This window comes from Sorangium sp. So ce887, from assembly GCF_051521455.1.
GTDB lineage: Bacteria > Myxococcota_A > Polyangia > Polyangiales > Polyangiaceae > Sorangium.
In genome coordinates, this window is record NZ_CP150354.1 from 7,826,072 (window position 1) to 7,839,351 (window position 13,280).

At 72.8% G+C, this 13,280-nt stretch carries 11 protein-coding genes; 4 read left to right on the forward strand and 7 right to left on the reverse strand.

The genetic code is table 11. The features are described 5' to 3' along the window. Positions 1-50 precede the first annotated feature (50 nt). Positions 51-1,952, forward strand: coding sequence for a dihydroxy-acid dehydratase (gene ilvD, locus WMF36_RS28900; protein WP_437573990.1), 1,902 nt, complete (start codon positions 51-53; stop codon positions 1,950-1,952). Between the two features lie 89 nt (positions 1,953-2,041). Further along, positions 2,042-3,397, forward strand: coding sequence for a formylglycine-generating enzyme family protein (locus tag WMF36_RS28905; RefSeq protein ID WP_437573991.1), 1,356 nt, complete (start codon positions 2,042-2,044; stop codon positions 3,395-3,397). A gap of 79 nt (positions 3,398-3,476) precedes the next feature. On the opposite strand, the gene bluB is transcribed toward WMF36_RS28905, so the two are convergent. Continuing rightward, a complete protein-coding gene (gene bluB, locus WMF36_RS28910) occupies positions 3,477-4,151 on the reverse strand; it encodes a 5,6-dimethylbenzimidazole synthase (protein ID WP_437573992.1) in 675 nt (224 codons plus the stop codon). A gap of 348 nt (positions 4,152-4,499) precedes the next feature. On the opposite strand from bluB, the gene WMF36_RS28915 reads away from it, so the two are divergent. Then, positions 4,500-5,447: an FAD-dependent oxidoreductase gene (locus WMF36_RS28915; RefSeq protein ID WP_437573993.1), complete on the forward strand. Its 948-nt coding sequence runs from the start codon at positions 4,500-4,502 to the stop codon at positions 5,445-5,447. A 698-nt stretch (positions 5,448-6,145) separates the two neighbouring features. Further along, positions 6,146-7,063, forward strand: a complete 918-nt coding sequence (locus WMF36_RS28920; protein WP_437573994.1) for a fatty acid desaturase — start codon at positions 6,146-6,148, stop codon at positions 7,061-7,063. 176 nt (positions 7,064-7,239) lie between these two features. Here WMF36_RS28920 and WMF36_RS28925 read toward each other — a convergent pair whose 3' ends face one another. From WMF36_RS28925 to WMF36_RS28950, 6 genes are all read right to left on the reverse strand, one after another. Then, positions 7,240-8,913, reverse strand: a complete 1,674-nt coding sequence (locus tag WMF36_RS28925) for a hypothetical protein (protein WP_437573995.1) — start codon at positions 8,911-8,913, stop codon at positions 7,240-7,242. Further along, positions 8,862-9,089, reverse strand: coding sequence for a hypothetical protein (locus WMF36_RS28930; RefSeq protein ID WP_437573996.1), 228 nt, complete (start codon positions 9,087-9,089; stop codon positions 8,862-8,864). Before WMF36_RS28930 ends, WMF36_RS28925 begins: the two co-directional genes overlap by 52 nt. Before the next feature lies 1 nt (position 9,090). Then, positions 9,091-10,083, reverse strand: a complete 993-nt coding sequence (gene floA / locus WMF36_RS28935; protein ID WP_437573997.1) for a flotillin-like protein FloA — start codon at positions 10,081-10,083, stop codon at positions 9,091-9,093. Positions 10,084-10,133: 50 nt separating this feature from the next. Further along, entirely contained in the window at positions 10,134-10,607 is a 474-nt protein-coding gene (locus WMF36_RS28940; RefSeq protein WP_437573998.1) for an NfeD family protein, read from the reverse strand. Continuing rightward, positions 10,604-12,133: an NfeD family protein gene (locus tag WMF36_RS28945; RefSeq protein ID WP_437573999.1), complete on the reverse strand. Its 1,530-nt coding sequence runs from the start codon at positions 12,131-12,133 to the stop codon at positions 10,604-10,606. Before WMF36_RS28945 ends, WMF36_RS28940 begins: the two co-directional genes overlap by 4 nt. A gap of 115 nt (positions 12,134-12,248) precedes the next feature. Further along, positions 12,249-13,112, reverse strand: coding sequence for an alpha/beta fold hydrolase (locus WMF36_RS28950; protein WP_437574000.1), 864 nt, complete (start codon positions 13,110-13,112; stop codon positions 12,249-12,251). Positions 13,113-13,280 lie beyond the last annotated feature (168 nt).

Sequence of the window (13,280 nt, forward strand, 5' to 3'; positions counted from 1 at the left end):
ACACCGCCTGTCGGCTAGGCGCGAAGGCTGGAACGGAGTAGGTTCCGGGCATGGCCGGATACCGCAGTCGTACAACCACCCAGGGACGCAACATGGCAGGGGCGCGCGCGCTGTGGCGCGCCACCGGCATGAAGGACGCGGACTTCGAGAAGCCGATCGTCGCCATTGCCAACAGCTTCACGCAGTTCGTTCCGGGGCACGTCCACCTCCACGACGTGGGGCAGCGGGCGAAGAAGGTCATCGACGCCTCGGGCGGGTGGGGCGTCGAGTTCAACACGATCGCGATCGACGACGGCATCGCAATGGGCCACGCCGGCATGCTGTACTCGCTGCCGAGCCGGGAGCTCATCGCCGACAGCGTCGAGTACATGGTCAATGCGCACTGCGCCGACGCGCTGCTCTGCATCTCGAACTGCGACAAGATCACGCCCGGCATGCTGCTCGCGGCCATGCGGCTCAACGTCCCGACCGTCTTCGTCTCCGGCGGTCCGATGGAGGCGGGCAAGATCGTCGGGACGCACGACCGCGACGGCAAGCCGCTCGTCCGCAAGCTCGACCTCATCGATCCGATGATCGCGGCGAGCGACGAGAAGGTGAGCGACGCGGATCTCGCCGCGATGGAGCGGTCCGCGTGCCCGACCTGCGGCTCGTGCTCCGGCATGTTCACGGCGAACAGCATGAACTGCCTCAACGAGGCGCTCGGGCTGGCGCTGCCCGGCAACGGCACGCTGCTCGCGACGCACGCGGCGCGCTGGGGGCTCTTCGAGGCGGCGTCGAAGCGCGTCGTCGAGCTCGCGCAGAGGTACTATGTCGACGGGGACGCCTCGGTGCTGCCACGGAGCATCGCGACGTTCGAGGCGTTCGAGAACGCGATGGCGCTCGACATCGCGATGGGCGGCTCGACGAACACGGTGCTCCACCTCCTGGCGATCGCCCGCGAGGCGGAGGTGGACTTCAAGATGGCGGACATCGACCGGATGTCGCGCAAGGTGCCCAACATCTGCAAGGTGGCGCCGTCGTCGCACTACCACGTCGAGGACGTGCACCGCGCGGGCGGCGTGCTGACGATCGTCGGGGAGCTCGACCGCGCGGGGCTCATCCACCGGCAGGTGGGCACGGTGCACGCGCGCACGCTGGGCGAGGCGATCGACGAGAACGACCTCCGTCGCCCCACGGCGGCGGCGGCCGCGAAGAAGCGCTCGCTCGCCGCGCCGGGCGGCGTCCCGACCACGGTCGCGTTCTCGCAGGACAAGTACTTCGCCGACACCGACGACGACGCCCAGAAGGGGTGCATCCGCGACGTCGATCACGCCTACAGCCGCGAGGGCGGCCTCGCCGTGCTCTACGGCAACATCGCGGCGGACGGCTGCATCGTGAAGACCGCGGGCGTCGATCCCGAGATCTGGAAGTTCGAGGGGCCTGCGCGGGTGTTCCAGTCGCAGGAGGCGGCGTGCGACGCGATCTGGGACAACCAGGTCGGCTCGGGCGACGTGGTCGTCATCGTCTACGAGGGCCCGAAGGGCGGCCCCGGCATGCAGGAGATGCTCTATCCGACGTCGTTCCTGAAGGGGAAGGGCCTCGGCAAGGCGTGCGCCCTCATCACCGACGGCCGGTTCAGCGGCGGGACCTCGGGCCTGAGCATCGGGCACGTCTCGCCCGAGGCGGCCGAAGGCGGGACCATCGGGCTCATCGAGGAGGGCGATCGCATCCGGATCGACATCCCCGCCCGGACCATCGATGTCCTCGTCAGCGACGCGGAGCTCGAGCGCCGCCGCCGCGCCGTCGAGGCGCGGGGCGCCGATGCGTTCAAGCCGAACCGTGACCGGAAGGTCTCCCCTGCCCTGCGGGCCTACGCGCTCATGGCCACGAGCGCCGCCAACGGCGCTGTCCGCGACGTCAGCCAGATCGAGCCCGGCCGGCGCGCCGGCGACGCCGCCGTCCAGCGCAAGTAGCCGAGCCCGCTGCTGTCGAGTCGCCGCGTCGGCGTCGATCCACCACCGACGCGACGACGCGGCCCGCCGGGTGGCGTAGGATGCCGTACATGAGACAATTGGCGCTCCTCGTGTCCATCTCTCTCGTGTCGGCTTGCAGCCCACGCATCCGTGATTTCTCCGGCGACCACGGGTCCGGGAGCGGCGGAAGTGGGTCCGAGGGCGGCGGAGGCGGCGGCGTCACCAGCACCAGCACCAGCACCAGCACCGGCAGCAGCAGCACCAGCAGCGGCACCAGCAGCGGCGGCGGTGACGGTGGCGGCGCGACGGACACCTGCGTCGACCCGGTGGAGGACTGCCCGCCGGCGCAGAGCGCCTGCATGGAGGTGGTGTGCGGCGAGGGCCTGTGCGCGGAGCTGCCGCGGCCGGCGCAGACGCCCTGTGGCTCGGACGGCGGCTCCGCGTGCGATGGCGCCGGGGCCTGCGTCATGTGCGAGGGCGGCGCGGAGTGCGGCGAGTGCGGGGAGCCGGGTTGCCCGAACACGTGCGGCTCGCCGGACGTGCTGGCCATGCCTCGGAGCTGCGCGGGCGGCGGGCCGGGCGCCGGGGACAGCTGCGGTCCCGGCGAGGCGAGCTGCTGCGGCAACAGACGGGTCCCCTGCGGCACGTACCTGAGGAGCTACGACGGTGAATCGAGCACGGACGACTCGTTCCCTGCGGCCGTCAGCGATTTCCGCCTGGACAGGTTCGAGATCACGGTGGGGCGATTCCGAGCGTTCGTGGAAGCCGGGCGGGGCGTGCAGGAGAGTCCGCCCGCGATCGGGGCTGGCCGGCACCCTCACGTCGACGGCAGCGGGTGGATCGCGGGATGGAACCAGCGGCTCGCGCCGAACACCGCGATGCTGAAATCGGCGCTGCAATGCAATGGTGATCTCCTCTGGACATGGACCGACGAGCCGGGACCGAACGAGGAGCTCCCGATCAATTGCATCACCTGGTTCGAGGCCTTCGCGTTCTGCTCGTGGGACGGCGGCCGCTTGCCCTCCGAGGCGGAGTGGAACTACGCGGCCGCTGGAGGCGACGAGCACCGACCGTATCCCTGGGGCTCCGGGATCGACAGCGCGCGCGCCGCCTATGGGTGCACCGGCGATGGGAGCGCCGCGGGAGATTGCGCGCTGAGCGACATCCTGCCGGTGGGGTCGAAGCCGAGCGGAGACGGGCGATGGGGGCACTCGGACCTGGCCGGCAACCTGTGGGAGTGGACGATGGACTGGTGGCGCGACGCGCTCCCCACGTCGTGCATCGACTGCGTGCATCGCGTGGACGGCGAGCGCGACGCGACGCGGGTCACGCGCGGCGGGAGCTACCGTGCGCCGGCGTCGGACGTGCGCGCGGGCAACCGCGATTACAGCTACCCCTTCGACCGGGTCAACAACATCGGCGCCCGCTGCGCGCGGGACCTGTAGCTCCGCGGAGCGCCGCGCTCGCCTCGTTGCCTGCGCGCTCGCCGCGCTCGCCTCGCCCACCGGCGCGAGCGTGCCGGGATCACGGGCTCCTCTCGCCGGCCGCGGCGGCCTCCTCGGGCCAGGCGTTCTCGGAGACGAGCTCCGGGAGCGGGCGGCGCGCTGCCCAGCCGCACGCCTCGAGCATGGGGCGATCGTAGAACGCCGCCACGTGACCGACGCACAGGATGGCGAGCGGCCTGCTGCCCGGCGGCATGCCGAGCAGCGCGGCCAGCCCTTCCGGCTCGAAGAGCGATACCCATCCCACGCCGAGCCCCTCCGCGCGCGCCGCGAGCCACAGGTTCTGGATGGCCGCGGCCACCGAGGCGACATCCATCTCGGGCAGCGTGCGGCGGCCGAACACGTGCGCCTCGCGGCCCGCCATGAGGCCGGCGACGAGCAGCTCGCCGCACTCCAGGATGCCCTCGACCTTGAGGCGCATGAACTCGTCCTCGCGCTCCCCGAGCGCGCGCGCCGTGGCGAGGCGCTCCGCCTCGACGAGCGCGTGGATCTCGCGCCGGAGCTCCGGCGCCGTGATCCGCACGAACCGCCAGGGCTGCATCATGCCCACGCTCGGCGCGGCGTGCGCGGCCGCGAGCAGCCTGGCGAGCGCGCCGGGGTCCACCGGCTCGGGCAGGAAGTGGCGCATGTCGCGCCGCTCGTGGATGGCGCGATACACGGCGGCGATCTCCGGATCGTTGAAGCGGTGGCTCGACATGGTCCCTCGCGCCGCGCGCCGGGCCGCGGGACCGCGGCGAGCCCGGCGCTGCGGACCGGGACTGCGTAGCACCGTCTGTGCGCGGCCGCGTCAGCGCGCGCGAGGCGCAGACCACCGCGGCCGCGCGGCGCCGTCCAGGGCGCGGCGCGCAGCCGGCCCCGGAGGAGCGCCGCGCGCTATCCGCGAGGTGAAGGCCCCCGGGTTCGGCGCAGGCGGCCGGCCACATGGGACGGCGCGAGCGGATCGAGGCTGCGCGGGGCGGCGCGGGACGGCTGACCGATCGGCTTCGATCGCCGGGCGCGGCGTGCGATCTCGACGCAGGGGGGCAGCGTGCTAGAGCGCGCAACCGTGGAGTCATCGACGAGACAAGCGCCGGAGCGGCACATCACCGTCGTGGGCGCAGGGGTGATCGGGTTGACCACGGCGGTCATCCTCCAGCGCGACGGGCACCGCGTGCAGGTGATCGCGGCGGAGCGCGGCGAGCGCACGACGTCCGCTGTCGCGGCCGCGCTGTGGCACCCGTTCGCGGCGAACCCGCCCGAGCGCGTCAACGCCTGGTCGCGGGCGAGCCTCGATGAGCTCACGCGCATCGCACGGGAGCACCCCGAGGCGGGCGTGGATCTCCTGACCACGCGCGAGGCGTCGGACGACACGCAGCTGCCCTGGTGGGCCCCGAGCGCCCCGGACCTCGCGCTCGAGCCTGGACCGCACCCGCTGGGCGCGCCGTACAGCTTCCGGTTCACGGCGCCGCGCATCGAGCCGTCGCTGCACCTGCCCTGGCTGGAGTCGCAGCTCCACAGCCCGGTGCGCATCGAGCGCGTGCAATCGCTCGCCGAGGTCGAGGGCGACGGCGTCGTGAATTGCACCGGGCTCGGGGCGCGCGCCCTCACCGGCGACGGCGAGCTCCTCGCCCTTTACGGCCAGGTAGCCATCGTCGAGCCAGGCGAGATACCCCCAGATGTCGCACTGGGTGATGAAAGGGACGAATCCGCGCTCGTCTATGTCGTCCCGCGGCGTCGCGAGATCGTGATTGGCGGCTGTGTCATTCCGTCCCCCGACGACCGCCCGCTGACGCCCGACCCCGAGCGTACTGACGCAATGCTCCAGCGGGTGCGCGCGGCCGGTCTTCGACCAGGCCGCTTGCTCAGGGCGCGCGCCGGCCTGCGCCCGTATCGGAGCACCGTGCGGCTCGAGCGCGAAGGCCGCGTGATCCACAACTACGGCCATGGCGGCGCTGGGTACACGCTGGCGTGGGGTTGTGCCGGCGAGGTGAGCGCGATGCTGCGGCACATCTAGAAGGAAAAGAGAAAGAAAAGGCGCCCCCTGCACGGTTTCGACGGTGTCGGCATGCTCAGCGCCACGCCTCCGGGCCGGCTCCGCACAGGCAGCCAAGCCGCGCGCTTCGCTCACGCGGCAGCCGCAAGAGCGGCAACAACCGCGGCCACCGCGGCCACCGCGACCCCGGTGAAAGCACAACAGAAGAGTCCGCTTCTGGAATCCAGCTAACCGCTAGCCAGAAGCCCAACGCATTGCTCCGAAAGTCTCGTTGTGCTCCTGTTGCGAGGCTGCTAGATTGGATTCGTGCTCGTCTGCGAGCAACTCCCGCCTTCTCTCGCAGCGGAAACGCCCATGGCGCTCCCTGTTCACTCGAGAGAATGGCCGTGGAGGACCTCGCTCTGGAGATCGCGGGCCGGTGACGACCTCTCGGTGCGATCCCTGGAGCGCGGTCCCGAGTGGTCGAACGTTCGCTTGCGCTCGGTCCGGCGTGCATCGTCCGCTGTCACAAGAGTGAAGATCCGAAGCTTCCCCCGGGAGTGTTGAACGCCATGAACAACGACGAGAATCGACTCAGTCGTCCATCGGGGCGGCCAGCGGCCTGCAGTTTCACGATGAACAACGACGAGCCTCGTTCCATCCGGCCCTCGGTGCGACCGTCAGGACGACCGTCAGGTCGACCGTCAGGACGGCCTTCAGGGCGGCCCGCGATCTGGAGCGTGCTGCCGCTGGCGAGCGGGCTGCTGCAGACCCGGCCGATCGAGTGGCCGACGCTGGCGCTCTTCGCGGGGGCGTGTGCCCTCTGGGCGGCGGCGGTCTACGCCGGCGTCATGGGCTGGGTGCCGACGGTGCCGGCGGTGCTCGGGGCGGCGGTGGCCGCGTATGCCGCGTTCACGCCGATGCACGAGGCCGCGCACCGGTCGCTGGCGCGCTCCGCGCTGTTGAACGGCGTGGTCGGACGGCTGTCGGGGCTGCTGCTCATGGCGCCGTTCCTGGCGGTGCGTCACTTCCACATCGAGCATCACAAGCACACGAACGAGGAGGACCGGGATCCCGACCACTGGAGCGGGCGCGGCCCGTGGTATCTCCTCCCGTTCCGCTGGGCGACGCAGGACCTCCACTACTACTACCTGTTTCTGCGCTCGTACCACGCGCAGAAGCGCAGCGAGCGGATCGAGACGGTCGCGACGCTCGCGGCGATGCTCGCGCTCGTGGCGCTGGCCTTCGGGCTCGGCTACGGCGAGATCGCGCTCCTCTACTGGATCGTGCCGGCGCGGATGGCGATCTTCTTCCTCGCGTTCGCCTTCGACTACCTGCCTCACTACCCTCACGGCGTCACGGCGGCGCAGAACCGGTATCGCGCGACGCGCGCGATCGACAGCGCGCTCTTCAACGTGCTGCTCTTCGGGCAGACGTATCACCTGATCCATCACCTCTACCCGGCGGTGCCGTTCTTCCGCTACCGGACCGTGTGGAAGTACCAGCGCGAGGAGCTCGTGAAGCTCCAGTCGGACAGCCTCGCCTCGCCGCGCGCGCCCTTGCCCCTGATCGCGGCAGGCAGCCTCGCCGCGCCTCGGACGCCCACGATCCACACCGTCCACTCCGTGCAGGGGGCGGCCGAGCTCGACGCCCTCTGATCCGCGCGGCGCGGCGCGGCAAGCGTGACAGACAGCTGACCGCCAAGACACAAAGAGAGAAAGATTCCACCTCTCTCATCTATCTTCTCCTTGGCGTCCTCGGCGTACCGCGCGTCTCGACTCTTTCTCGTCTGAGCACGACCTGGCAGCTCGACTCATTCTCTTCCGAGCGCGGCCTAGTTGCGCGCCCGGCGGCGCGCACGCAGCGCTCTCGGTGGCAGCAATGCCTCCCGGAAGAGCAGCGCCTCCGTCACGGCGCGGCGGTCGAGCGCGATGCTGAACGCGCCGAGGGCCGGCGCGAACGCGTCGGGGCGCTGCTCGCTCGTGCCGAGCGCCGGGATCGCGGCGCGCGCCCGGGTCAGGATCAGCAGCGCCCTCTCGGGCGCCTGGTGCGCCGCCAGCACCGCGCCCGCGAGGAGCGCCCGCGCGTCGCGGACCGCGGGGACCCGGCCGGCGAGCAGCGCGTCGCGCGCGCGCAGGCCCTCCTGGTGCGCGTGCGGGCCGTGGTCGAGCCCGCTGATGTCCTGCAGACCGAAGCCCGACAGGGCCACGAGCGGTCCGGCATAGAGGCGCTCCACGAGCCGCTCGGCCATCTCGGTGAAGGGTGCCAGCGGGAACGCGTGCCACGCCCTCCCCGCGGGCAAGAGCAGCTCGTCGAGGTCCACCTCGGCGTGGCGGCGCGCCCACGCCTCCCTCAGCGCGCCCGCGGCATCGCCGAGCCCGGCCCGATCGAGGACCATGCACCCGATGAGCACGCGCAGGTGCGGCGGAGGGTGCTCGTCATAGCGCGCGCCGCCCGCGTCGGTCTGGATCGCGAGCGACGCATACGGAGAGTCCTCCTGGAAGAACAGCTCACTCATCGTGAGCACGTAGGCGGGGCCGAACATGAGCGTTCCGAAGACGTCGCAGAAGATCTCCTCGAACCACGCGCCGAACACCCGCCTGAGCTCGGAAGGCCCGGCGCGCTCGTCGTCCAGGGCGAGCGGGCGCGCTCGCTCGCTCCGGTCGGGCAGGCCGAGCTCGCGGCGCAGGGCCGGCTCCAGGCCGTCGACCGACGCCAGGAAATCATGGCCGATCTCGTGCGCGAGCGCCGGCCAGCGCAGCGGCGTCGAGAAGAAGTCGGCGGGGAGGAAGATGGGCGCGATCGACGTCGGGATGAAGCCCGTCCAGATGGCGAGATCGAGGCGCGTGAGCTGCGTGGCCGGCAATCCGCTCCGGAGCGGCAGCCCCTCCGCCCGCGCGAACGCGATCACCGGGGCGTAGCAGGCGTCGGCGAGGGCGTCCGCGTCGCCGAGCTCGGGCAGGAGCGAGGGGTCGCGGCGTTGCCGCGCGAGCACCGCGATCTCGCTCACCACGAGCTCGATGTCATCCGCCGCGGCCTCCACCTCGTGCGCCCCGAGGCCCGCGTCGACGGCCGCGCGCAGCCGCGCGATCTCGCGCGGGACGAACGTGGTGAGCACGTCCGCGAAGCGCCGGTTCGCGCGCTCGTGGCGCACCGCCTCGCCGAGCGCGGCGGCGCTCCGGTCGAGCTCGGCGAGCCGCGACAGCGCCGCGCGCAGCCGGGCTGCATCGGGCGCCAGCGGCGCGCCGAACGGCACCGCCGCCCGCGGCGCCGCGCTCCGCCGCGCGGCCCCGGCAGGCGGCGCGTCGCCCCGCGGCTCGTCGCCCCGCGGCTCGTCTGCGCTCGCTGGCAGCGTACCGCGCCGCACCTCGACCGCGGCCGCGGCCGCGCGGAGCGCCTCGGCGCGCGCGGCGCGCTCCAGGCGCCGGGCGCCGAACTTCATCGCGGCATGGATGATCAGCCAGGCCGCCGCGACGAGGTAGCCGACGTAGCGATCGAGGTCATCCATGGCGCCCGTCCAGCGTCCTCGGGGTGTTGCCAGCCGACCGGCCGCCCGAGGGCGGTCGCATGCGGCGACAGCGCGCGCGGCGGGCCGAGCACCTCGGCCAGCACGAAGCGCCGCACGAGCCCCTCGCGGCGGCCGAGCCACGCGAGGAGCGGGCTCGCAGCGTCCCGCGGCGGCATCTCACGACTCCCCGACGGGGTCGGGCTTGCCCCCCGCGGTGCCGGCGATACCCTGGCGCATCTCGGTGTCCGCGATGACGTTGCGCATGTTGTAGTAGTCCATGACGCCGAGCTTGCCCGTGCGGAGCGCCTCCGCGACGGCGAGCGGGATCATCGACTCCGCCTCGACGAGCTTCGCCCGCATCTCCTGCGTCCTGGCCTTCATCTCCTGCTCCTGCGCCACCGCCAGCGCGCGGCGCGACTCCGCCCGGGCCTGCGCGACCTGCTTGTCCGCCTCGGCCTGCTCCGTCTGGAGCTTCGCGCCGATGTTGGAGCCGACGTCCACGTCGGCGATGTCGATCGAGAGGATCTCGAACGCCGTCCCCGCGTCGAGCCCCTTCTTGAGCACGTTCTTCGAGATGGTGTCGGGGTTCTCGAGGACGTGCTTGTAGTCGTTGGCCGAGCCGATGGTCGAGACCACGCCCTCGCCGACGCGGGCGAGCACCGTCTGCTCGCCCGCGCCGCCGACGAGGCGATCGATGTTGGCGCGCACCGTCACGCGCGCGATCGCGAGGAGCTGGATGCCGTCCTTGGCCACCGCCGAGACCTTCGGGGTCTCGATGACCCGCGGGTTCACCGACATCGCCACCGCCTCGAGCACGTTGCGGCCGGCGAGGTCGATCGCGGCCGCACGCGAGAAATCGAGCGCTATCCCCGCCTTGCCCGCCGAGATGAGCGCGTAGACGACCGCCTCCACCCGCCCGCGGGCCAGGTAGTGCGCCTCGAGCATGTCGATCGACACCCCCTCGAGGCCGGCCTTCACGGCGCTGATCCGCGCGTTGACGATCTGATCGGGCGGCACCCGGCGCAGGCGCATCGCGATGAGCGTCAGCATCGAGACCGCGGCGCCCGACGCCTGCGCGGCGATCCACAGCCGGAGCGGTATCATGTACAGCGTCGCGATGATGGCGACGAGCACGAGCCCGCCGATCACGATGACCGAGATGATCTCCATATCCACTCTTCACCCGTCCTGTCCGTGATGGGCCGCCTCTCGCGCGCGCCCTAGGGCTTCTGCGGTTCGACGACGACCCGATTCCCCTCCACGCTCGCGACGCGCACGGGCATGCCCGCCTCCACGTAGAGGCCGTCGGTCACGACATCGACCGTGCGATCCTCGATCTCGACCGTACCGGCGGGGCGCAGCGGCGTGAGCGCCCTGCCCTCCTTGCCGATCAGCGCGGCGAGCCGCGCCTCCGGGCCGCGCCCGCCCTGCTGGGTCTCGAGCAGCACCATCCTGCGGCCCACCCGGGTCCTCGGGACGGCCCAGAACAGAAGCCCTGTCGCGCAGACGCCCGCGCCGAGCGCGAGCAGGCCATAGCCGGTCCCGAGGGCCGCCCACGCGAGCGCGACCGCCCCGAGCACCGCGGCGCCGCCGAGGACCCCGACGAGGCCGATGCCGGGCAGGACGAGCACCTCGATGGCGAGCAGCACGAGGCCCACCACGAGCAAGGCGACGACGAGCAGCGCCGGCGTCACGCGCCGGCCTCCTCGCCCGAGCCGCCCGCGATCGCCCGCACGACGAGCCGGCCCGCGTCCGCGCGGATCACGCGGACGCGGGCGCCCGCCTCGACGTAACCGAGCTCCGAGAGCGCCTCCACGCGCCGACCGTCGAGCGAGACCTTGCCCGAGGGGCGCAGATCGGTGCCGGCCGTGACGACCCTGCCCACAGCCGACGCGAGCGACGCGGGCGCCGCCGAGCTCCCGGAAGGTCCTTCGGTGGCGACGGCGCGGATCGCCGTGTCCAGGACGAGGCGCCGCCCGAACCGCGTCCTCGGCGCGACGCGGGCGGCGACCACGGCGAGCACCGCCGTCGCGGCGAGGGAGACGCTCGCCGTGGCGAGCGCGCGCGGCAGCCAGCCGGCGTGCCAGGCGATGTCGAGCGGCACGCGCTCCAGATCGAGGAGCGCGAGGAGGAGGGCGAGCGCCACGCACCCCGCGCCCACGACGCCGGGCACGACGTGCCCCGGGGCGAGGATCTCCACCGCGATGAGGATCGCGCCGGCGACGAAGAGCGCGATCTCCTCCCAGCCGGCGAGCTTCACGACGTGGTGCCCGAAGAAGAACAGCGCGAGGCACGAGAGCCCGACGGCGAGCGAGACGCCGTGTCCCGGCGCGTAGAGCTCGAGGAGGATGCCGAGCATCCCGAGGGTCATGAGGATCCCGGAGAGCGTCGGATCGGAGAGGAAGCGCGCGAGCTCTTCGGCGAAGCTGGGGCGCGGGCGCGCGATCTCGCCGGGCGACGGGCGGCCCAGGGCGCCGAAGAGCTCCGCCTCGCTGCCGGCCTGCACCTCGGCGACGCCCCACGCGAGCGCCTGCGCGCCGTCGAGCGTGAGCAGCTTCCCCTTCTCGTCGAGCCCGGGGACCTCCGCGTCGGCGTCGACCATGGCCTCGGCGATGTCGCCACGCCGCCCCTTCGCCTCCGCGGTCGCGCGCATCTCCTTGCGCATGTACGACACGATCTTCTCGGCGACGGGCTTCATCTCCCCGCCCTCGCCGAGCTGCACCGGCGTCGCCGCCCCGAGCGTCGCGCCTGGGGCCACCGCGATGACATCGCAGGCGAGCGAGATGAGCGCGCCGGCCGAGATCGCGCGCGGGTTGACCCAGCACACGGTGCGGGCGCGGGCCCGGAGCAGCGCGTCCCGGATGGCGAGCGCGGCGTCGATGCGCCCGCCGAGCGTGCTGATGTCGAGCACGAGGAGATCGCCCTCCCCCTGGGCGGCGACCACGCGCTCCAGGAACGGCGAGAGGCCGAGGTCGATCGCGCCGGCGATCGCGACCACGGTGACCTTCCCCGCGCCCGGGATCGGCGGGAGCGGCCGCGGCCCCGGCGGCGCGGGGGCGCCGGCCGCTCCCGCCCCACCGGCGGCCCCCGCGGCCGGCGTGGGCGCCGCATCGCCGCGCGCGGGGCGACACAGGGCCATCGTCGCGAGCAGCGCGAGGAGCGGGATCGCGAGCCGCGCCCGCCGCGCGGCCTGTTCCAGCAGGCGCCACAAACCAGTCAAGCCCACCCCCTGCGACGGCGGCGCGGCGCTCGCCGCGCATCGCGCTCCCGAGGTTCACGCCAAAGAACGTCGGGACGAGGGTAGCGCACGCCGGCGCGCCACGATACCCCCATGCTCAGCCGCCGCGCGCCATGAACCTCGCGACCGCGTCCGCGAACTCCGCGGGTCGCTCCACGATCCAGTCGTGGCTCCCCTTCGCGGAGACAACAAGGGTCGAGTCCGGGATCAGGCGTTGGATGGCGAGGGCCGAGCCGAGCGGCACCGTGAGGTCGCGCGCGCCCCAGGCCAGCAGCGTCCTCACGCGCACGCGCGCGGCGTAGGCGCTCAGGTCCGCCGTCGCGGCGATCCGCAGGAGGCTCAGCACGCTCCGCGTGTGGCGGAGCAGGTTGAGGAGGAGAGCGGGCGCCGCCCGCACGGAGAAGCGCGGCTCGAACAGCGCGTCGGCCGCGCGCCCGAGGGTGAGCGCCAGGACCGAGCCAGGCGGGTTGACTCCGACAGAATCGGCAAGCACGAGCCCCGATAGCCGCTCGGGGTACAGGGCGCCGGTGACCAGCGCCGCCGCGCCCGAGAGCGAGTGGCCGATCAGCGTGACGCGCTCGAGCTGCAAAGCCTGCAGCGTGTCGGCGACGCAGCGCGCGTACCGCTCCAGCGTCCACGGCGCGCGCAGCCGCGAGCCGCGGCCCGAGCCGGGCAGCTCCACGACGAGCACCCGGGCGCGCCGCGCCATCGCGTCCACCGTGGACCGGTAGGTCATGCCGCTGATCAGCATGCTGGGCAGAAGCACCGCCGGCGTCCCGGTGCCCGTCTCGGTCACATAAACGACCTCGTCCCCGACCCGGATCTCCCGCCCGCGGGTCTCCTCCCGCGCCGGTCGCCTCGCCGCAGGGTCCGCGGAGATGCGTGGGCTCTTCTCTCTTCGATCCCACCGCGGGACAGACACCCCGGTGGCGCCGAGCGGGCGTCCAGCGCAGGGTTCCATCTTTCCATGTCGTCGAACGCGCTGGCCCATGGAGAGGCAAGCCGATGCCGGGCGTATGCCAGCGCGGGCGCGGCGCCGGTGCGAAGTCGCGACACGGAGCGCGCGCGGCGCGGGCCCACCACGCGCGCGAAAACCTGGAAGGTCGTTGAGCCCGTCCCGGGCCGCGCT